This window comes from Candidatus Hydrogenedentota bacterium, from assembly GCA_035450225.1.
Lineage (GTDB): Bacteria > Hydrogenedentota > Hydrogenedentia > Hydrogenedentales > SLHB01 > DSVR01.
This window is the reverse complement of record DAOTMJ010000059.1, coordinates 1-20,365: the sequence shown is the minus strand read 5'-3', so window position 1 is coordinate 20,365 and position 20,365 is coordinate 1. Positions and strand designations below refer to the sequence as shown.

Genomic DNA, 20,365 nt, shown 5'->3' with positions numbered 1-20,365 from the left:
CACATGGGAAAGAATCATACCAGAATTCCGCAGCGGTATGGAAACGAAAACTTCAGGCTTCAGGGAGTTGCGGAGTCCGGTGTTAGGGGTACGGCAACGGCTTTTTCATCGCGGATGAGCAGGATAATGTCCCGGCCCGTGGCCTTGTGCTTCGAGATGCTCAGGACCCTGTGCTTAGGGGGCGCAACGTACTTGCCCTTGTAGGATCGTGCCGCCTCGACATCATCGAACACCTCGATATTGATGTTGTCGTAGGCGGCATATTGTTCGTGCAGGGATTGCCCCAGTGCGATCAGATCTTCATCGGAACTACCGGGGGGCACCACGCCGATCATGCCTTTTAGCGAGGCGCCTTTCCTATTTTCGGTTTCCAATTCTTCCGGTGATCGCCCCCATTCCTCGATGACTTCAAACGCGAATGGCTTCGGTTCGGCGGATTTTTCGGGCATTGCCCTTGCCTCTGGAATCGGCGCGGATTGATTGTCGGCATCCGGTTTTTCCGGTTGCTTGTTGTCGGTTTCCTCTTGGTTCTCTGACGCTTTAGGAGACGGATACAATCCTTCCAGCAAAGCCCGATCAGGCATGGGGACCGGCGGCAGGGGCTGTCCGGTCATTCCGGACAACTCGCGCACTTCCCGCCGCAGGCGATCGTTTTCCGCGCGAAGCCGGGCCCATTCACCCCCGGCCAGCGAATCCACCATTTGTTGCAGGCGTAACACATCGGCCCGGAGCGCGCGCACTTCGTCGAGTAGCGCCGCTTGATTGTCCGGGGCGACATCCCGCGCGTCTTCCATCGCCGGTTCGGAACGCGACGGCGCCTGTGCGGGCTTTTCCTCCGTCCAGCCGTTTGTTGCGGCCAGAATGGCCATCCCGGCCGGAATCAAGAGGGTTCGTACGCGGTATCTCATACGATACAAACCGGCCGCCATCGCCGGCGTTTCCGAATGACTCAACATGTCCCGCCGTCCGATCGTTTCATTCGTTGTTCCACCGCTTTTCTTTTCCGAGTTCCGTGAACACATTCGACAGAACGGTTCATGGCTCCGAATTTCGATCCGGCATGGGCATTGGCCGATCATCCGAATTGAAATTCGGCGTTAGGTCTTCTATTGCGAGAAAAAGTCACATAATCGCTGGTGTGTGCGGCAATTGGAGACCATTGACACTCGAATAATGCCGTATTATAACCGATCGGGTCTTATATGCCGTAATTCCGGCCAATAATCGAATAGGGCGGATGGTTCCCCGGCATGAATAAATCGAGAATGGGTGCGTTGACTGGATGAACAGCAGCCGGTAGTATAGGCGCAGGTTCGGATTGCGGAAAACGGGTATGCCGCCCGTTTCTCAAGACGGTTTTCCGATGGTGGATGCAATGACATGGCATTGACTCCGGAACAACGCGACTGGTTGCGGCTGACGATGGTGCCGGGCGTCGGCACGACCCATTTTATTCAGTTGTTGTCGCGGTTTCACAATCCCGGCAATGTCCTGCGGGCGCCGCGCGGATCCGTTGAAGAGGTGGTGGGAAAATCGCTGGCGGAACGTATTGCGCAATATGCCGATTCGGTGGATGTGGACGCGCAGGAGCGGCAGATGGACGCGCTGGGCGTGAGGCTGCTTACGCTCGAAGACCCGGATTATCCCGTTCGCCTCGCGGAAATCTACGATCCGCCGTTGGTTTTGTTCGTGCGGGGCGATTTGCGAAGTTCCGATGAGCATTGCGTCGCCATAGTAGGAACGCGGCGCGCCACGCCCTATGGATTGCGCGTGGCGGAAAACCTTGGCCGCGACTTGGCCGCGCGCGGCATTACCGTCGTCAGCGGCCTGGCGAACGGGATTGATTCGGCGGCCCATCGCGGCGCAATCGAGGCGGGCGGGCGGACCATTGCCGTGCTGGGATGCGGGGTTGACGTGGTCTATCCGCCGCAAAACGCGGACCTGATGAAGCGAATTGCGGAACACGGCTGCGTCCTGTCGCAATTCGTGATGGGCATGAAACCGTCCGCGGGCCATTTCCCGTACCGCAATCGCATCATCAGCGGCTTGACGCTGGGCACGGTCGTGGTCGAGGCGCCGGCGAGCAGCGGGGCGCTCATCACGGCGCGGCAGGCCGCCGAACAAGGCCGCGAAGTGTTTGCCGTGCCGGGACCGATCGGTGTCCACACGAGCGAGGGACCACACGCCCTGATTCGCGACGGTGCAAAATTGGTGGAGACCGTCGAGGACATCCTGGTCGAACTGGAACTGCCCATGCAGGTCCGGCAGACACCGGCCACGCCGGCCGCGCAAATCCCCGAACCGGCCGGCGAACTCCCGCCGTTGAAGGCGCGGACGCCCGCTTCCGCGCCTGTGCCGCCGCCGCAACCCGTCACAAGCCCGGTCGAGAAAGATATTCTGGCGGCGTTGTCGCCGAACGGATCGTTTGTGGACGAAATCGCGGCCGCGTGCCGCATTTCCATCTCGGAAGCCTTAAGCACGCTGACGATGCTGGAGTTACGGGGGCTGGTGCGTCAATTCAGCGGCAAACGGTTTGCGCGCGCATGAACGCGGTTTTGTATGGCTTGGCCGAACGAATTAGACGAAACGAAGCGATCCCGCTGCCGGTGGCCGCGTTGCTAACCGCTGCGACTCCCATTGTCCGGGCGGGGATGTGGCTGCGTCGTCGTCGCCGAATTGTCCATGTGGATGCAAACGTGATCAGCGTGGGTAATCTGACGGCCGGCGGGACGGGCAAGACGCCGCTGGTCGTCGAACGCGCGCGGCGGGAACTGGCGCAAGGACGGAAAGTCGCCGTCTTGACGCGCGGATACGGCAGTGCGCCGGTAACAAATCCCGTTGCGGCCGATGAGAACGGCCCGGACGATCCCTTTGCGTTGATGGGAGACGAGGCGGCGCTTCTGATCCAAAAAATCCCGGGAATTGTCGTTGTAAAATGTGTGGATCGCGTTGCTGCGGCGAACGCGGCCGTCGAACGCCATGGATGCGACACGCTGATCCTGGAGGATGGCTTCCAATATGTCCGGCTGGCGCGCAACGAGGATATCGTGGTGATTGACGCGCGCAATCCGTTTGGCAATGGCCGCCTGATACCGCGCGGTATATTGCGCGAACCGATGGCAGCCTTGCGTCGCGCCACGCATGTCGTGGTGACGCGATGCGATCAGGCGTCCAACCTGGAGAGTCTGTGTGCCCAAATTCGCACAATCTGTCCGAACATTCCGGTTCGAACGACGCGCCATGCGCCGGCGCATTGCCGGCGAGTCGGCGACGGCAAGACGTTTCCCCTTGACATGCTGCGTGAAGGGCCCATCCGGGCGGCCTGCGCCATTGGCGCGCCGGAAGCGTTTTTCGACACGCTCGCATCGCTTGGCGCGACCGTGACGGAGCGTCTTGCGTTTCCCGATCATGCGGGGATTCCCGAATCGGCGTTGGACGGGCCGCTGCCGGTCGTGGTAACTGAAAAGGATGCCGTCCGCATGAGGCGGGCGCCGGATCATGTGTTTGCCCTTTCCATCGAATTGGAGGATTGGCCGCTATCATGAACTCGCGCATGGTTACGGTGGGGATGATCGTACTGCTTTTTGCTGCGGGAGCAGCCGTGATTTTTTGGGGAACCCGCGAACCGGCGCCGTTGCCGCCCGCGCCCGTTGTGATCAAGCCCGCCGAAACCGCCGAGACAAAGGTCCCTGCGGTATCCCCGCCGCCTCCCGCGCAGACCGCCGGTAAACGCCCCGTTCTTCCGCGAGAAACGCCCCGGATGCTCAAAGAGGTTCCTGCCGTGGAGGGAATGGTTTCCAATCGGACCGGCGCGCTCATCGCGGGCGCATCCATCCACATGGGAACGGCCGAATCGCCTGAAATCGCCCGAACAGGTCCGGATGGACGTTTTACGTTGGGCGAGGCCCCTGAAGCGGGGTGCAAACTGACGATTACGCATCCGGACTATCTGCCGCGCACGGTGGCCTTCACGCCCGGCCCCAAAAAACCGGCGCAACTCGCCATTACGCTGAGCGCGGGAGGCGAAATTACGGGAACCGTCCTGCGGGGCGGACGCCCGGAACCCCATGCGCGTCTCTATCTCGATGGCGTCGAACGGACGCAAACCGACGCGGAAGGCCGGTATGCGATCAGCGGCTTGGTGTCCGGTTCGTTTTTGCTTCATCTTGAACTGGCTGACAGCGTTTCCGAGGGCGCGCCGCCGCCCGCGCCCTGGTTTTCACGGAATGTCGAGGTCGTCGAGGACGAGCCGTCCACCGCCGATTTTCACCTTCCCGCTTGCGACGGGATTGTGGAAGGATTCGTGTTTTTCGAGGGACGCCCGCTGGCCCAAGCAGGCATTGGGGTACAGGTGGCATGCAACCTTGGCAACTACAATGTCAGTGTGGAAACTGCCGCGGATGGCAGTTATCACGTGGCCGGTTTACCCGACGGTTCGGCAACGGTTCAGGCTTCCGTCCAACTTGCGAACGGCGTGGCGCGTTACAAGTCCGCCCGGTTCGAGCTGCAAGCGCATGAAACTGTCCGTCAGGATTTCGACTTTCCCATGGCCGGAAGGGTACAGGGCGAGGTGCGCGGATTGCACGAGGGTGAACAGGCCAGTGTACTCGCGTTGCGCGGAGCGCCGCAGTCCCTTTCCGCCATGACGGCCGAACAGATGTTGAAACTGCACGAATTTGTCGTGGCCAATGAGGAAGTGGCCTCCGACGGGTCGTTTGCGTTCGAGGCGATCGATCCCGGCGACTATGTGTTCATGGTGACCGCCGGGCAGCCGGGCAGCGCCGAATTTCGCTCCGGATACCAGCCGGCCAACGTCGTAGCCGGCGCCGATGTCTCGGTGCGAATCATTTTGCGATAAGCGTAGACGGAAAAGTGGTATAATTCAATGGGCAGGTTTGTGGTTGATCGAATTTCCGGGAGGAAATGAGACGATGTCTGTGACGGTTGGCATGTTGTTCGTGGCCGGTTTGAGTCTTTTCGTGAGTGGATCCGCTTCCCCTCCCCCGGTTCCCGAGATTATCGGCCATGTAATCAAGGCAACGATTCCCGATAGACCTTATTCAGTCACAATCGAGCAAACGATGACCCGCCAGGGAAAACCGCCCGTCAAGACCCGGTTTGACGCCAAATGGAACGCCGAGAAAGGCCTGGTCATACAGCCGGATTCCGTGAAGGTAATCGCGCCGTCCGAAACGCCGGAAGAAACCGGTTCCGATGTCCAGATGGGCATAGATGTCGCCAAATATTTGCGCGACATGCTGAAATGGCCGGATGTAACGGTTGCCGAAGATTCCAAAGACGGGAAGTCTTGCTGGCGTTTAAGCGGCACAGATCCGCGCGGGCCGGCGTGCCGGCTTTGGGTTGACGCGGACCGTTGGTGTGTGACTCATCTGGCCTTGGATATTCAGGGAAAACGTTTCGCGGAAGCCGTATTCGAGTACCGGCGCGTGAATTCGATAGCGCCGGCCACGGATGGGCAGACCGAAGGATATTGGCTGTTTTCAACCGTAACCGTTCATCATGCCCTTGATGGCACGCGCATTATGCAGGAGTTTGCAGAATACGTGTTTGAAAAACCCTGAGTTTTACGGGATGTCCGAAGTGCGGGAAGGAAAGGCATTATGGGTAATCGGCGTGTAAAGGCGGGATTGTTGGTATTGGCCCTTGCGATATCCGGGGCGTTTTCGTCGGACGCCATTCAACTGACCCAAGCCCATGATCCCCTGCTGCTCAACGTGGGCTTTTCAGGCTGGAGTTACGACACGGGTTGGATGGGCGCGGGTAGTTCCGTGGCGGCGTATATCCGGCTTTGGGCCGGCGTGGGGGGGACGGTGCTGAATTTCAGTGCGTCCGGCGCGGGCAAGTTTCTGCATCCGGTCGCGGTGGATACCGGTTCACTGTGGTTCGAAGGGACCACCGGTTCGGCATCGCAGGACATCGGCATCGAGTTTCATGGCCAGTACAAGATTGTCGTTTTCGGGCAGGAATTTATCGGGAATTTGCCGTATGTGCCGAATACGGATATCCGCCTTTCCGATTCGGAGTCGTTTACGCCCTATCTGCCCGCCGAGAATATCGTTCTTACGGATACAATCCAAAACGTGCCGCTGTATGTTTATCCGGTGGGGGTGGCGGGCGTGTTTTCCGCGAACATCGGCGTCAGTGTGACAGCGGGGGATCGCATCGAAATCGATCCCAAGACCTTGAATACGGACAAGGGGACGTTTACCGTGGACGGGCAGCAGATTGATGTGTCCGCGCCCTATTCGACGGTGACGGTTAGCGATATTCATGAGATGATTGGAATCAATCCCACGATGACTATCCGTCCGAATGCCGTGGTAGGGATAACGGTCGGTCCGTTCACATACAACATAGACATTCCGACGTACACCTTCAGCGTGCCGCTTGCCGGTCTGTTGCAACCCGAATATCCGACCACGCCGTCGCGCAGCCTGACCTTCAATCTCCCGCCTGTCATTCAGTCGTTTTCCATCAACAACGATGCGCCGCTTACCATGGGCCGCATGGTCAACCTGATTAGCTCGGTATCGAACGGTCCCTTGCAATGGATGGCCAGCGAGAATCCTGATTTTACGGACGCGGTTTGGCAACCCTATACGTGGCAGGCCTCTTTTATGTTGCAACCCGTTGACGGCGACCGGACGGTTTATTTCCGTGTCCGCAATGCCAATGGCGTCTCGGAGACGGCAAGCGACTCGATCCGGATGGATCGTACGCCGCCAACTGTCGTTCCGCTCATCACGTCGGATACGACGCCGCCCTTGAACGGAACCGTGCTCTTTTCGACGGCCACGGTATCCGTTTCCGTCGGCGGGCAGGTGCGCAGCGCCGTGAACGACGGCTTGGGGAATTGGACGCTGGCGGACAATTCGCTTGCGCCGGTGGCGCAGGGCATCCATGAGGTGACTGTAACCGTCACCGATGCGATCGGCAATTCGCTGGTGGATGCCACTGTGAACGAATTGACGATTGACACGACGCCGCCGGGGGTCACGGTCAATTATTTGCGCACGAACAATCATACGCCGCGATTGACCGGAACCGTTTCGGACAACATGGGGATTCTATCGGTGGCCGTGAGCGTCGGCGGCCATACTTACCCGGCCACTATCGTGGCCGGCGCATGGACCGCCGATGTCGCCGATTTCCTTCCGGACGGCATTTATACCGTCCAGGCGCTTGCGACGGATATCGCCTACAATACCACGCAGGGCACGAACGAATTGCGGATTGATTCCAGCGCGATCGGCGTTACGGTGGATGCGTTGGTCACGAATGATACGACGCCCCCGCTTTCCGGAACGGTTGACGATCCCGAAGCCACCGTGACGGTTACGGTCGCGAGTGCGACTTATCCGGCCGCGAATCACGGCAACGGGACATGGTCGGTGCCGGATAACACGATTACGCCTCTGGCCGACGGGACGTACAACGTGGCGGCGGCCGCGTCGAATCCCTACGGTCAGAGCGGGGCCGACGGCACCACGAACGAGTTGCGAATAGACAGCACGCCGCCGACCGTTACGGTCTCGGCGCTTCTGACGAACGACACGACGCCGCGACTGGCGGGCACGGTCGTGGACGCCTCGCCGACCAGCGTCGAAGTGGTGGTGGCGGGCCAGAATCTGACCGCGACGATCAACGGCACGGCGTGGACGGCGGATGTGCTTGTGCCGCTTGCGGACGGCACATACAACGTACTGGCGACAGCGACCGATGAACTGGGCAACACCGGCGCCGACACATCGAACAAGGAACTGAAGATTGACACGGTGGCGCCGGAAGTCACGGTGGACGCGCTGACCACAAACGATCAGACGCCTCCGTTGTCCGGCACGGTCAACGATTCGGGCGCGACGATCTGGGTTACCGTGGGAACGCAAACGTTCAAGGCCACCAATCTATATGGGGAGAACCGCTGGATACTGGCGGACAATACGCTGGCCACGCAAAGCGAAGGTTCGCATGAAGTCGAAGTCACGGCCATCGATCCGGCGGGGAATGCGGGATACGACGCGACTCATTACGAACTGCTCATAGACACGGTTGCGCCGACGGCGGAGATTTCCGTGATTCCGGCCAGCCCAACGGGCTTGGACGCGATTCAATTCCGGGTCGTCTTCAGCGAACCGGTTGCGCCCACGTTCACGCAACCGTCGGCGGCGGGATCGCTGGCCGCGGGTGCGTCCGTGGATATCGGCGGGGCCGATCCCGAGTACGTGGTGACGGTGTTTCCGCAAAATCCCGATGCGGACGGCACGATAGGCATAGTCATCGCTTCGGGCGCGGTGCGGGATCCGGCGGGCAATTATTATGCGGGCGGCGCTTCATCGCTTTGCGCCGTGCAGAACTGGTGCGGTTTTACGACGCAACCGCAAAACCGTCGTTTGTATTTCGGCGATTCCTGCACCTTTACCGCCCTTGCGGGGTGCGGCACGGGCGCAAATCTATCTTATCAGTGGAAATGGGACAACGGCGCCAAGGCGGTCCAGGATGGACCGGCAACGTCTTCGTGGACCCTGTTTCCCGTTACCCCGGGCCATCGGGGCGAATACTGGTGTGTGGCCCGCTACGACACCGAGGATTATGCGACTGAACGCGCCACGCTCGATGTACGGGATCATCTTGTCATTACGATGCAGCCGCAGGGCGCCACGATGGACGCGGGCGGTTCGTATACATTTTCCGTTACGACGGAGGGCGGCTACGCGCCCCTGCGGTATGTCTGGAAACGCAATGGAATTCCGGTTCCCGGCGGCACGGGCGCCTCGCTCGAACTAACACCGCTCGGCGCCGAACATTCCGGCGTGTATTCGGTGGAAGTTTCCGACGACCATCTCGATGTCCAAGTGAGTTCGTCGGCGACGCTTCAGGTAAATCTTCCCGTTCCCGGCCCGGCGCGGCCTTGGATCATTTCAGCGGCTCTTGCATGCGTCATGGCGGGGGTTTGGGCGCTTCGGCGCGGACGCGGCCTGCGCCGCCCGCGAGCATGATGACTGATGCGTGAAGCGACCGGGGCCGTTCACCGGATACTTTCGGAAACGCGGCGTGAAATTGCGAAGGTCATCATCGGACAGGGCGAGGTTGTGGATCGCGCCCTGATCGCGATATTCGCGGGACGCCATGCGTTGATTGAAGGTGTGCCGGGCGTGGCCAAAACATTGCTCGTGCGGACGCTGGCCCAGTTGCTCGGCTGCCCGTTTCAGCGGATTCAATTCACGCCGGACCTTTCGCCGGCGGACATTGTCGGGACCAACGCGTTCAATCCCCGGACGAGCGAGTTTACGCTGATACACGGACCCATCTTTACGACCTTTCTTCTCGCCGACGAGATCAACCGCGCTCCGGCAAAAACACAGTCGGCGCTGCTCCAAGCCATGCAGGAGCGCCAAGTCACCATTGACCGCCAAACCTATGCCCTGTCTCCCAATTTCACCGTATTCGCGACCCAGAATCCGATCGAATCCGAGGGGACATACCCGCTACCTGAAGCGCAAAAAGACCGGTTCCTGATCAAAATCCACATGGGTTATCCCAACGAAGACGACGAGCGCATGCTCGCGGAGCGCACGCTGACGAAAAATGCGCCCGAGGCCTTGCTTGAACGCGGGGAGGTTCAACCTGTCCTGACATCGGATCGCTTGGCGGAATTGCGCGAGTCCTTGGGGGCCATTGAGGTGTGCCCGGAAATCGTCCGGTACGCGGTGGCGCTTGTGCGCCTGACGCGCAACCACGCGGCGATCAGCGTGGGCGCCGGACCGCGTGCGACGCAGGCGCTGTTGTTGTCTAGCCGCGTGCATGCCGCCCTCCATGGACGGGGCCATGTCGTTCCCAGCGATATCAGGGCCATGGCGATGGCCTGTCTCGAACATCGCCTGATCCTGAAACCGGATTTCGTGGCCAAGGGTCTGACCTGCGCCGAAGCCGTCAACCACGTCCTTCAGAGCGTGCCCGCGCCCACGGTGAAAAGCGAAGAGTAACGCTTCAAGGCGGGACGGGAATCGTCATTGAAATGGGAGTATGAAATGGACACGTTGTTTCGCTGCGTAAAAGGCGGATTCCATCGGGAAGAACTCAAACTGTACCTAACGGCGGTATCCGTTTATTTCTGGGGATTGATTTTCCTGGCGTGGCTCAGTTTTCCCGCCGATCACAAGTTTTCGATCATGACGCACACCTTCAGTTTTCTGGGGAGTTTCGAGGCCAAACACAATCCGCAATGGTGGTGGATCTTTTCGATTGCGATGGTGTCGTGGGGGATTTTGATGGTCCCGCTGGTCTTTTACTACCATCGCCGCTTTGTCGCCATTTCACGGGGAGGCGCCGTTACGGGCACTCTTCTACTGCTGCTGGGATGCGCCGGCATCAGCATGGTCGGAATCTTTCCCGATGCCAGCCCCGTGCTTTTCGGGTCGGTGCGCTGGACGGATATCCATGAAAAAGCCGCGCTGATGGTGGCGGCCGGATTCATCTTCGGATTGTCCTGCCACGGCGTTTTGTTGCTGAAAGATCGCTTCTTCATGGCAAACAATCCGCACGGTCTGCGATTCGATCACGGAAAACTGTTCTGGCCGTATTTAATGTGGTCTTCGGTGCTGGCGGTATCCGCGTATTTTCTCATCCGCTGGGAGTTCGTGTATCCGCAATGGAAGGCGGCGGCCATGGCGGAAGGACGGGATATCGGCAGTTCGTGGAGCGCGTCGTTGGGCACCCGGTATTCCTTTCCCCTTTGGGAACAGGCCATGATCTACACGCTTTACATTTTCTTGGTCTGGTTTGCCCTTGTATTGCCGGCGAATTCCGTTCCAACCTCGTCAAGCCCTGGATCCTCGCCGGCGCGAGCGCGGACGGCTGCTGCGCGCGGAGCGTCCCGCCGCGAAGGCAAATCGTGACGGTGAAGTGCGGCAAGCCGGACAACATGGGCCGGACACATAGCCTGTCTTACGATATCTCGGCCACGTTTTCGACTATCGTGTGATAGTCATGCGCGCTCAGCACCGTATCGTACAAACCGATATCCTCGCCTTCGTGCTTGTTGATCCCGGTGTAACTCAAACTGGAATCCTCATAGCGTTTGGTGTTCAATTTGCGGGTGGGTGAAATAAAAACGGCCGCCAACCCGAAGGCTGGCGGCCGTTTTGGCCGCGTTTTGTCCTAGCTGCGTTTGCGCAGGCGCGCGACGGCGGCGCAGAGGCAAGCGCCCATCAGCGCGGCGATGCCGAATGCGCCGGTTGCCGGCAGCGCCGGTTCGGGCATAACGGAAACTTCAGCCTCTTCGCTGACGACGAATTCAGAGCCACACGTCACCGTGACGCGATAGATGCCGGCGTCTTCCGGAGTGGCGGCGAGACGCGCGAGCGCGCCCGAATTCTCGCCGGAAATGGGCTGGCCGTCCTTGGTCCATGTGAACGTGTAGTCGGTCGAGACGCCGCCGCTCGCCAGCACGCTCAGGGAGAACGGTTTGCCCACTTGCACCGACACGTTGTCCGGCTGTTTCACGATCGTCAGCGGGCCGCCCGGCGATGCCGTGCCGGTCAGGGTCAGGCGGGCGGTAACCGACGTCAGCGTCGATCCGGCCTGGCTCTTGGTGAAAGCCAGTTGATCGCGGATGACGCAATAGTAAAGCCCTTGGCTGGGAGCTTGGGCGTTGGCGATCGTGAGCGTTGGGCCTGTGCCGACCACCGGATCCGTTCCAGTGGCGTATTTCCTGAACCACTGGTAATCAAGTTCGGGCGCGCCTCCAATGACGTTGACCGAGAAGGAGTAATCCGAACCCACAGGACCCGTCTGGTGGGCAGGCTGGCCTTCGGCCTTGAGCAGGGGCGGCCGGTATACTTTCAATTCAACCGGATCGGACGTATAGACGCCCGTGGGGCTGGCATAGGTGGGTTTCAATTGGTAAAGCGGACCGTCGCCGGTTCCGACGTCGCGGACCTTGACCGTGTATACACCGGTGTCGGAGAGCGCCAACGGGCTGAGGTTGTACGTCGGCGAATTCACCGGTAGCAGCAATCCGTCGCGGAACCATTGATAGGTGATGGGTCCCACGCCGCCGGAAACCGTCACGGAAAGTTCCGGCGTGTGGGGATCGCCCTTATGGAACACTCCGCCCTGCGGGGGCGTGACTATGGTAAGGGGATTTCCCACCAACAGCGGGGCCGGCACCGATGAGACGATCTGGCTGCCGTCCGTTATCGTTGCGAAGTAATAGCCCGCTTCATCGCCGGTGTTGATGTCCACGGTGAGCGTTGAGAGGAACACAACACCGTCCACATAGGACATATCGCGCGGAGGCGCCACCGATACCGCGCCATTGCCGGCCGCATCCACGGCGCGGAACCATTCGCAGATCAGCGGCTGACCCGGTTCGCCGCCGCTTGCCAACACTTCGAAGGTCTTCGGATCACCGCCTATCAGGCGGCCGCCGCCTACCGGCTGGTCCGCCTCGTTGATGATGATCGGCGTGTTGGTGACCGTGACAACGGTCTTCGGCGTAAAGGCGTACCCTTGCGCGACGCAATTGTCGCTGATCACGCAGTGGTATTCGCCCGAGTCGCCGGGCACGGGATCCATCTGGGCATTTTCAATCACCAGGCGCTGGGTGACGGCCGTGGGATTGACGGCTTCGGAAATCGCCACGTTGTCCTTGTACCACTGGTAAGTGTACTGGGCGAAATACTCCGTGTCGGGGATTACGAAGGGTTCGGGATTCGCCACGTTGCCGCCCGCGGGCCGTACCGACAGCGTTATCGTGCCGCCCAGCAGAACCGACATGTACTGGTTTGGCTGGGTGTAGTAATACAGCACACGAAGCCGTGCCGAGGGGGAATATTCGGAATACGACGCCGAACCGCCCGGATAGGTGAGCGTGTTGGTGACCTTGCAGCGGTACTGGGCCGGATCGGTTGTGTTGTTGGCCGCAGACTTGCTGTAGGTCAGGCCCGTGGCGCCCAACAAGTCGGACCAGCCGGCGCCGTTGTTCCGCTGCCATTGATACGACAGCGTGCCCTGCGAAACCGATGCATTTACCGAGAAGGAAAATGGATCGTTGAGCCGGACACAGCGGTCCTGGGGTTGACCCGGCGCGAACGAGATGATCGGCGCGGGCACATCCACGGTGTACATGGATGATTCCTTCATGCCCGTGCCGCAACCGGTCTCCACCGAGAACTTGTAATAGCGGAAGCGCAGGAAGTCAACGTCAATGCCGAACGTGTACTGTCCATTGCCTGTGTTGTACGAACCGCTGACGCTGTTGGTGATTTCCGTCCATGGATCGGTGGGGGTGTTTCGCTGATAGGCGCGGAAGCGGTAATTGTCCGCTCCAGTGCGGGTGTGATCCACGTCAATCACAAAATTCATCGTGCCGAGGAAGGTCGGCGAGGCCGGTTGGGCCGGCCAACTTTGGATGATGATTTCCGGAAAGTCGGCGGCTTCGGCCTCGAACCATTTCCCGCGGTTGGGACTCGCGGCGAACGAGGCGCGGTTGGTCGTGCCGTCGCCGTTCAAATCGCCGGTGGACGCCAGGCGGGCCGTCTGGCACGGATACGTGCCGCATTGGAAGTTGGAGATGGCGTCGTTGAGCGCGGCGCACATGTCCGAACCGTAGATGGTCACACGGCCCTTTACGAGCGTGCCCGGCTTGTTGATGTCCACGTTGATGACCTGGTTGGTGCAGCCGGTCATCATGTAGTAGGCTTTTGCATCGCCGAGGCTCGGCCCTTGCGCTGCCTTTGCTTCCGCGAAGAGGTCCATCAACTCCGCCTCGGTCATGTTCTTTTCCATCGCCTTTTTGCCGATGCCTTCCAGCAGTTTCGGGATGAGGTTCTGGACCACGCCCAGGCAGAGGTTGCCGAAGAGGCCGCGGTACCAGTTGATGGTCCGTTCGTCACCGATCGTCATACAGACGGCGGCCAGATTCTGCATGCAGTCTTCCAAGTCGTAAATGACCGGAGCGCCCGTCGAGTCGTAGATCTGCGGATTGCGCGGATCCAGCGCCTCGCGCAGGATACCGTCATCGCCCGGAGGGAACTTGTTCGACCACAGGCTCGGGATGTCCACGGGGAAGCCCATCAGGAAATTGGTCATGCCCGTCGAAACCGCCGGCACCAGTAGATCGATGTTACTCAGTTCGAATCCGGATACGCTGACGCGGTCAATGTGCACATAGAGATTCTGAATCGTCAATTCGACGTTTCGCACCTGGTTTTTGGACAGGTTGAACGCCGATTTGATGTTCGGAATGATGCTCGGATTGATCGAGTTCAGGGGCGGAGTGCAGGTTGCGTCGGTGTTGACCAGCGTTTCGACCATCGAGAAATGATCCACGGTCACGATACCGTTGCCGCCGTGAATGGCCAAGGTCAAATCGTATCCGATGAACCCCGGCTGGCCCTGCACGCGTTGATAGACCGGGGAGCTGCCGGCGCTCCACGTGTCAACGCCGTTCGTCGTGAACAGGGTGGACAAGTCCGCTTTGAAATCGAGCAGCAATTTGTCGAAATCGGGCGCTCCCTGCGCTTGGGCGTGTCCCGCGGCCAGCAGAAGGCCCATGGCCAGCAGCATCAGCGCACGGTGGCGCCATTTTGCCCGCCGTCCGAGCGCCCATGCCGCCATGCCGGCGACCAATGCGACGAGAATCCCGATGCCCCAACGCGTCGTCGCGGGCACTTCGCTGCCGAACGACAAAAGCGCCGAAGAGGAAACCGTGCCGCCGATGAAACTCACTTCGACGGAATACCGTCCGGCATCGGCCGCCGTCAACGGTCCGGCGATGTAACTGGGCGCATTGGGCGCGTCCGGAATGACCACATCGTCTTTCTTCCATGTGTATCGCACGTCCAATCCTCCTGTGGACTCCAAGGTGAACGTATGCGTCAATCCTATGATGGCGTTCGGAACGTCTTCCAAGCCTTTAAGAATGACAAAGGGCGCCGCCACGCGTCCCTTGGCCTCGCGGGACATGAGTTCGGAGAGCACCGTTTCGCCGTTCATGTCGCGCACGCGGCATTGGAAAAGTTCCTCGCCGGCCGTCGGTTCGGACAAGGTGAGCACGTTCGTTGTGGCGCCCGGAATCGGAATAAGCGATTTTCCTATCGGTGAAACCCTGAACCACTGGTAATCAACCGTGCCGCGCGCGTCCGACGTGACGACTTCCATCGTCAGGTCGTTAGCCGTCGTGTCCGTATAGGCGAAGACGTCTTCGGGTTCGCGCGCGATGGCAAACGGCAACAACGACAATTGGGCCACGTCGGAGTACATGGAACTGCCGAGTGGTTCCGTGATTAGCACCCGATAGTAGCCCGCGGTAGCTGCGCTTGCCGTCAACATGTATTTGGGTCCGTTGGGGGGCGGCGGGTTTGGAACAACCCATGTGCCGCTTTCCAAGGGGCCGGTGTTGAACTCCCACTGATAATCCAAGTCTCGAAGGCCGACGGGCGTGTCCACCGCCAGAAGGAACGGTTCGCCGACGCGCAGTTCCTGGCTTTGGGGTTGCATCCGGATTGAAAGTGTTTCGAAAACGCTGACATCGAAACTGTTCGTGGCAACGCTTGGCGCCGCCGAGCACCCCTCTTCCACACCGTCATGAAGGACGCAGCGGTAGGTGCCGCTGTCGGCCAGTTGCGCGTTTACAAGCCGCAATTGATTGTCCTCGATTACGAAGTTGCCCGGATTGCCCGCCAGGTTTTCCCATGTTTCGCTTACCGGATTGAGGCGTTGCCATTCATAGTTGAATGTTCCGAAGCCGGTGTAGGCGCTGGCGTTGCCGCCGGTACCCGTCACAATTACCGGATCGGAATCCGCGCCCACCCGGATATTGATGGGGGCCATTTCCGACGTGACGACGATGGGAATGTTCGTGTACGTAAGAATGGCAGGGCCCACCAAGGCTTGCTGGGTGTTGTCCGTTATGATGCAGCGATAACGTTCGGGAGCGGGCGGAAGCACGCAGCCGATATAGAACTGGATCTGATAGGTGTTCGAATTGGGCCCCATGTAATTTTCCCAATTGCCGGTCAGGGAATTGAATATTTGCCACTGATAAGCGGGGGGACCATCGCTCTTGCTTACGAAGACGGTCAGCGATACCGTGGTGTTCGGCGTCACCGGCCGCGATTGAAGGGCGGACACCTCCAGATTTCCACCGAGCGCCACGTTGGTCACATTGCTGGCCACCGTCGTGGTGAAGATGCTGCCTTCGGACATGCTTCCCGGAACCGTGGAGCCGGGCTCGGGAGGAATCAACTCGGCGCTGCTGTTGTCGCCGACCCGAATGACGACTTCTTCGGCGACGCCCGGTCCATGGTTGCGAATGTAAATCTGATCATATCCGTCATAGACGCCCGACATACGGATCAACTCGACTTTGCGGGTGTGGGGGAATTGCCCGACCACTTCGTCCCGGTTCCAGAAACCGCCCTCGACGTCGTTGAGATACCCTTCCGTCGCGGCCTTGGGATACGGGATGCCCGGATTGTTGCGCAATTCGCCGATAATCGGGTGCGATGTGTCATTGTCGAATGAATTGAGGCCTTTAATGGCGGTTGGATTCGTCGTTGTGCCTTTGTTGATGGAAATGTTGGCAAACGACGGGTTGTTGTCAATCAACAATTGCTGCGACATGTTCGATATGCGGCTGAAGAAACCGTTGCGCCGCGGCGCTGTCGCGCCGTTGACGTTGTCACAGACGACCGTGGTATCGCTGTTCACGAAAATGATCGAACCTTGCAGTTTGATCATGCCCGGCAGGCCGATGCCGCCTTGGGCGCCGTCACCGCCGGTGCCGCCGGCGCCGCCGGCGCCGCCGTCGCCGCCCCGTCCGCCGTTTCCGCCGTTTCCGCCCTTGCCGAGCAGGCCGGCCATTTCAGATCCCAAGGCGCTTGCGACAAGGGACGGCAATTGGGTCGTGCCGCCGGCGCCGCCGGTACCGCCATCCCTTCCAGGAACAGCGGCTTGGCCGGGTGTGCCCGGGTTGCCGGCGCTGCCGGTCGTGGGACCGGTCGCCGAAACGTCGAAGGTCGGCGTTCCCACAATGCGCAGATTGCCTCGTGCGGCCAAAATGAACGAGCCACCGCCGGCGCCGCCATAACCACCGCTGCCGCCGCTGCCGCCCGTTCCGCCCGTTCCGCCGCTGCCGCCGGCGCCGCCGCCGCCACCTTGGCTGGCGTTGCCGCCCGCCGTGGACTGGCCGCCGCCAAGTCCGCGATACGCGCCGGATCCCGCGCCGCCGGACCCGCCGGATGCGTTGCCAAAGGTGCCCGCGGATTGGCCGTTTCCGCCATTGCTGGCTGCAACGCCAGGAGCGCCGCCGGACGCGCCGCCGCCGGACGCGCCGCCGCCGCCGCCGGACCCGGAAATGGAACCCGCGCCGATGATACTTAAAATGGCGTCAATACCCCAGCCCAGCCAACCGCTGCCGCCTACATCGGATCCCGCGCCGCCGCCGCCGCCGCCGCCGCCGGACCCGCCGCCGCCGCCGCCGCCGCCCGCGCCACCGCCGCCGCCCGCGCCGCCGCCGCCGCCGCCGCCACCCGCGCCGGCGACCAGATTAAGCGTGTTTGCCAGCGTCGTATTGCTATATTCTGCAGTGCCGCCGGGGTTGCCCGGTTGGCCGAGGCCGCCATCGTTGCCGGGGCCGCCCGAATTGCCGGAATTGCTGGTCCCGCTTGCGCCGCCCACACCCACCTTGACCCAAATGGGAATATTGATTGTGCCAAAAATGCCCAGATCAACCGGTACTTTGATATCCACACGGTTGCCGATTGTGCCGCCGATGGCGCTGGAAGTCTGAGCGCCGCCGGTACCGCGCGTGCCGCCGTCAAGACCATCGCCACGCAATCCTCCGCTGCCGCCCGCGCCGGGAAGGGTGCCCCCGAAACCGGCAACGCCCGAACTGCCGTTGCCGCCGTTGTACAAACCGGGATAACCGGCCGAACCCGGATTCCCGTCCGTGCCGGCGCTTCCCCGGCCGCCCGGGCCGCCGGTGCTGTTTCCGCCGGCATCATCCCCGCCGCCACCGCCGCCGCCACCGGACCCGCCGACGCCACCGACACCGCCCGCGCCGCCCGCGCCGCCTGCACTGCCGCTGCCGCCGCTGCCGCCCGAGCCGCCACCGAGATTTCCGGCCGGCACCAACACGGAAGCGCCCCAAACCATGTCATTGGCCGACACAATGGATAGTGGTCGGCTGCCGGCAACTGTTACCGTGACACCGTCGGGCACATCGATATAATCAAAGTAAAACACGGCAACCTCGCCCATGCCGTAATCTTGGGCGACGCCGGTATAGGTCGTTGTGCCGTTGACGGTCAAGGTGGGCGCTATGCCGGTGCTTCGCGTGTTGATGGACACGCTGTTGCCCGGCGCAAGCACCAGCGTGCCCAAACTGGGAACGCCGGGATTTCGGTACAGATCGTCGAGCGTTGCGCCATGGGCAAATCCCATGCACGCGACCATGGCCAGGATGAACGCAGCCCTTGCGCCCCACCCCACGCCCGATCGCACCGTTGTGTTTGATTTGGCGAACGAGATCTTCATGGTTCCAATTCTCCCTTCAGACCACTACACTATGCCTCAATTCAGCCGGCACGGCCGGCCTTTTTCCCAACTGTTTAGTTATTTTATCCGGACGCTTTTTCCGCCCTGGAAAACCGTAAACCCCAACACCCCATTTCTCAGGTATGCACTTTCGGCTGGAAATGAGCGTCGAACACTTTAAACTGCCGCGGATTTCTCCTCGCATGGCCCTACCCACACTCTCTCTTATCTAATCGTACACCAAAGCGGGGGAATTGTCAAGCCAATTGCCGATTTCCGCCAAAGCGGCTTGACCGTTGGAAAAAAGGCGGGCGTGGCAATGCGTTTTCATTCCATTTCCACTCAAAATGAGAAGGGATTCGGCAACCAATTTTCTAGGGTGATAAAATGCTTGACAGAAACCGGTGACCTGAGTTAGTATGTCATCAGACCCGGATGGTCGAATGGTGTAAAATGTCGTATTCGGCATTTGGGCCAAAAAGCGAGGAGTGGAGGCTAAATTGGTTTGTAGCCATCGCTAAGGTCTGATTGACGCCGTGAGGAGATAACTCGTACCAGCGGGAGAATGGGTTATAGCGTGTGAGGCCGGGCAAGGCCGCGCGCGTGGATGTGCTGATTTAGGCATTAGGAAGTGCTGGATTCGTTTTCTGCAACAGGAGAGGATTGAGGCATGAAACACTATCGGCGAATTGAACGAGTGGACGGATATGTCCGCGCAGGTGTCGCGCTGGTCGCGCTGGCGGCATTGTCCGTCGCATTATTGTCGAATGCTGCGTATGCAGACATCTATGACAGTAATGGCGCATTGGGCGATCTCGTGTTGACCACGGGCACCTTGACCATCAACACCGGCGATGGGGTCGCGTTGCCCACGATGTCGGGCGCGGTCACGAAAACGGGTGAAATAGACACCAGCGCCGGAGCGCCCGGCGTGGCGGTCTTTCGGTTCGCCAATGTCAATGTGACTAACGGCGTGACCATTGTAACCCAAGGCAGCCTGCCCTGTTCGATTGTCGCCAGCGGCGACATGTACTGGGGCGCCAGCTTCAGCGCATCCGCTGTTGGCGCTTCGCCGCGTCTTGGCGGCGGCGCGGGCGGTAAAGGCGGCGATGGCGGCGCGGGCGGCGCGGGCGGCAAGGGCGGTCGTGGCGGCCGTGGCGGCGACGGCGGCGTAGGCGGTTCCGGCGGCACCAAACTCGATGGCGCCAGCGGCAGAGGTGCTGACGGCGGCATTGGCCAACAAGGTGAGTATGCGCCCAACGACGATATCGAAGGTCCCACAAAGGGCGGAACGGGCGCGAGCGGTTCGGCCGGCGAGGTTGGCCAAGTTGGTTTTGGCGGTGACGGGAATGGGGGTGTCGGTGGCGCGGCTGGTAATAACTTGAATGGTTCCGCAGGCGGTCAAGGCGGCGGTAAAGGCGATGGCGGCCAAGGCGGCGATGCCCAAATGACAGTGGGGGTCGGTGGCGATGCGGGCGGCATTACCGGTCAAAATGGAGGAGATGGCCTGAAAGGCAATAATGGCTTGAACGGCGGCAACGGCGGCTATTCGCCGACCTTCGGTCCCGGCAAAGCGGGTGGAAATGCCGGCCGGGCCATTTACGCGAATCTTGCCTCGCTTGCCAATTCGCTGACGCTTGTGGCCGGTAACGGCGGCGGCGGCGGCGGCGGCGGCGGCGGTGGCGGCGGCGGTGGCGGCGGCGGTGGCGGCGGCGGCGGCGGCGGTTCCGCGGGCGGCGGCGGCGGCGGCGCCGCGGAAGGCATAGCGGCCTATGCAACCGGCGGCGGTGGCGCGGGCGGCGGC

10 protein-coding genes are annotated in these 20,365 nt (G+C 60.9%); 8 read left to right on the top strand and 2 right to left on the bottom strand.

All coding sequences use genetic code 11. The features are described from left to right. Window positions 1-59: 59 nt before the first annotated feature. Window positions 60-908: a hypothetical protein gene (locus P5540_18395; protein HRT66788.1), complete on the bottom strand. Its 849-nt coding sequence runs from the start codon at window positions 906-908 to the stop codon at window positions 60-62. A gap of 472 nt (window positions 909-1,380) precedes the next feature. Here P5540_18395 and dprA point away from each other — a divergent pair, with 472 nt between their 5' ends. The 7 genes from dprA to P5540_18360 all read left to right on the top strand — a co-directional run bounded on the left by dprA (window position 1,381) and on the right by P5540_18360 (window position 10,916). Beyond that, window positions 1,381-2,547: a DNA-processing protein DprA gene (gene dprA, locus P5540_18390; GenBank protein ID HRT66787.1), complete on the top strand. Its 1,167-nt coding sequence runs from the start codon at window positions 1,381-1,383 to the stop codon at window positions 2,545-2,547. Further along, window positions 2,544-3,545: a tetraacyldisaccharide 4'-kinase gene (lpxK, locus tag P5540_18385; protein ID HRT66786.1), complete on the top strand. Its 1,002-nt coding sequence runs from the start codon at window positions 2,544-2,546 to the stop codon at window positions 3,543-3,545. The genes dprA and lpxK overlap by 4 nt, the downstream gene beginning before the upstream one ends. Then, a complete protein-coding gene (locus tag P5540_18380) occupies window positions 3,542-4,858 on the top strand; it encodes a carboxypeptidase-like regulatory domain-containing protein (GenBank protein ID HRT66785.1) in 1,317 nt (438 codons plus the stop codon). Before lpxK ends, P5540_18380 begins: the two co-directional genes overlap by 4 nt. Before the next feature lie 73 nt (window positions 4,859-4,931). After that, on the top strand, window positions 4,932-5,582 hold the full coding sequence (locus P5540_18375; protein HRT66784.1) for a hypothetical protein: 651 nt from the start codon (window positions 4,932-4,934) through the stop codon (window positions 5,580-5,582). A 39-nt stretch (window positions 5,583-5,621) separates the two neighbouring features. Continuing rightward, entirely contained in the window at window positions 5,622-9,017 is a 3,396-nt protein-coding gene (locus P5540_18370) for an Ig-like domain-containing protein (protein HRT66783.1), read from the top strand. 6 nt (window positions 9,018-9,023) lie between these two features. Further along, on the top strand, window positions 9,024-10,004 hold the full coding sequence (locus P5540_18365) for a MoxR family ATPase (protein ID HRT66782.1): 981 nt from the start codon (window positions 9,024-9,026) through the stop codon (window positions 10,002-10,004). Between the two features lie 45 nt (window positions 10,005-10,049). After that, window positions 10,050-10,916: a hypothetical protein gene (locus tag P5540_18360; GenBank protein ID HRT66781.1), complete on the top strand. Its 867-nt coding sequence runs from the start codon at window positions 10,050-10,052 to the stop codon at window positions 10,914-10,916. A 262-nt stretch (window positions 10,917-11,178) separates the two neighbouring features. On the opposite strand, the gene P5540_18355 is transcribed toward P5540_18360, so the two are convergent. Beyond that, on the bottom strand, window positions 11,179-18,561 hold the full coding sequence (locus P5540_18355) for a hypothetical protein (protein ID HRT66780.1): 7,383 nt from the start codon (window positions 18,559-18,561) through the stop codon (window positions 11,179-11,181). A 670-nt stretch (window positions 18,562-19,231) separates the two neighbouring features. On the opposite strand from P5540_18355, the gene P5540_18350 reads away from it, so the two are divergent. Further along, window positions 19,232-20,365, top strand: a 1,134-nt coding sequence (locus P5540_18350; GenBank protein HRT66779.1) for a hypothetical protein, incomplete at its 3' end; no start/stop codon positions are given.

What these genes read in the sequence shown, in the direction of transcription:
- P5540_18395 (HRT66788.1), bottom strand. Translation starts at nt 908, where the DNA reads ATGAGATACCGCGTACGAACCCTCTTGATTCCGGCCGGGATGGCCATT.
- dprA (HRT66787.1), top strand. Translation starts at nt 1,381, where the DNA reads ATGGCATTGACTCCGGAACAACGCGACTGGTTGCGGCTGACGATGGTG.
- lpxK (HRT66786.1), top strand. Translation starts at nt 2,544, where the DNA reads ATGAACGCGGTTTTGTATGGCTTGGCCGAACGAATTAGACGAAACGAA.
- P5540_18380 (HRT66785.1), top strand. Translation starts at nt 3,542, where the DNA reads ATGAACTCGCGCATGGTTACGGTGGGGATGATCGTACTGCTTTTTGCT.
- P5540_18375 (HRT66784.1), top strand. Translation starts at nt 4,932, where the DNA reads ATGTCTGTGACGGTTGGCATGTTGTTCGTGGCCGGTTTGAGTCTTTTC.
- P5540_18370 (HRT66783.1), top strand. Translation starts at nt 5,622, where the DNA reads ATGGGTAATCGGCGTGTAAAGGCGGGATTGTTGGTATTGGCCCTTGCG.
- P5540_18365 (HRT66782.1), top strand. Translation starts at nt 9,024, where the DNA reads ATGCGTGAAGCGACCGGGGCCGTTCACCGGATACTTTCGGAAACGCGG.
- P5540_18360 (HRT66781.1), top strand. Translation starts at nt 10,050, where the DNA reads ATGGACACGTTGTTTCGCTGCGTAAAAGGCGGATTCCATCGGGAAGAA.
- P5540_18355 (HRT66780.1), bottom strand. Translation starts at nt 18,561, where the DNA reads ATGAAGATCTCGTTCGCCAAATCAAACACAACGGTGCGATCGGGCGTG.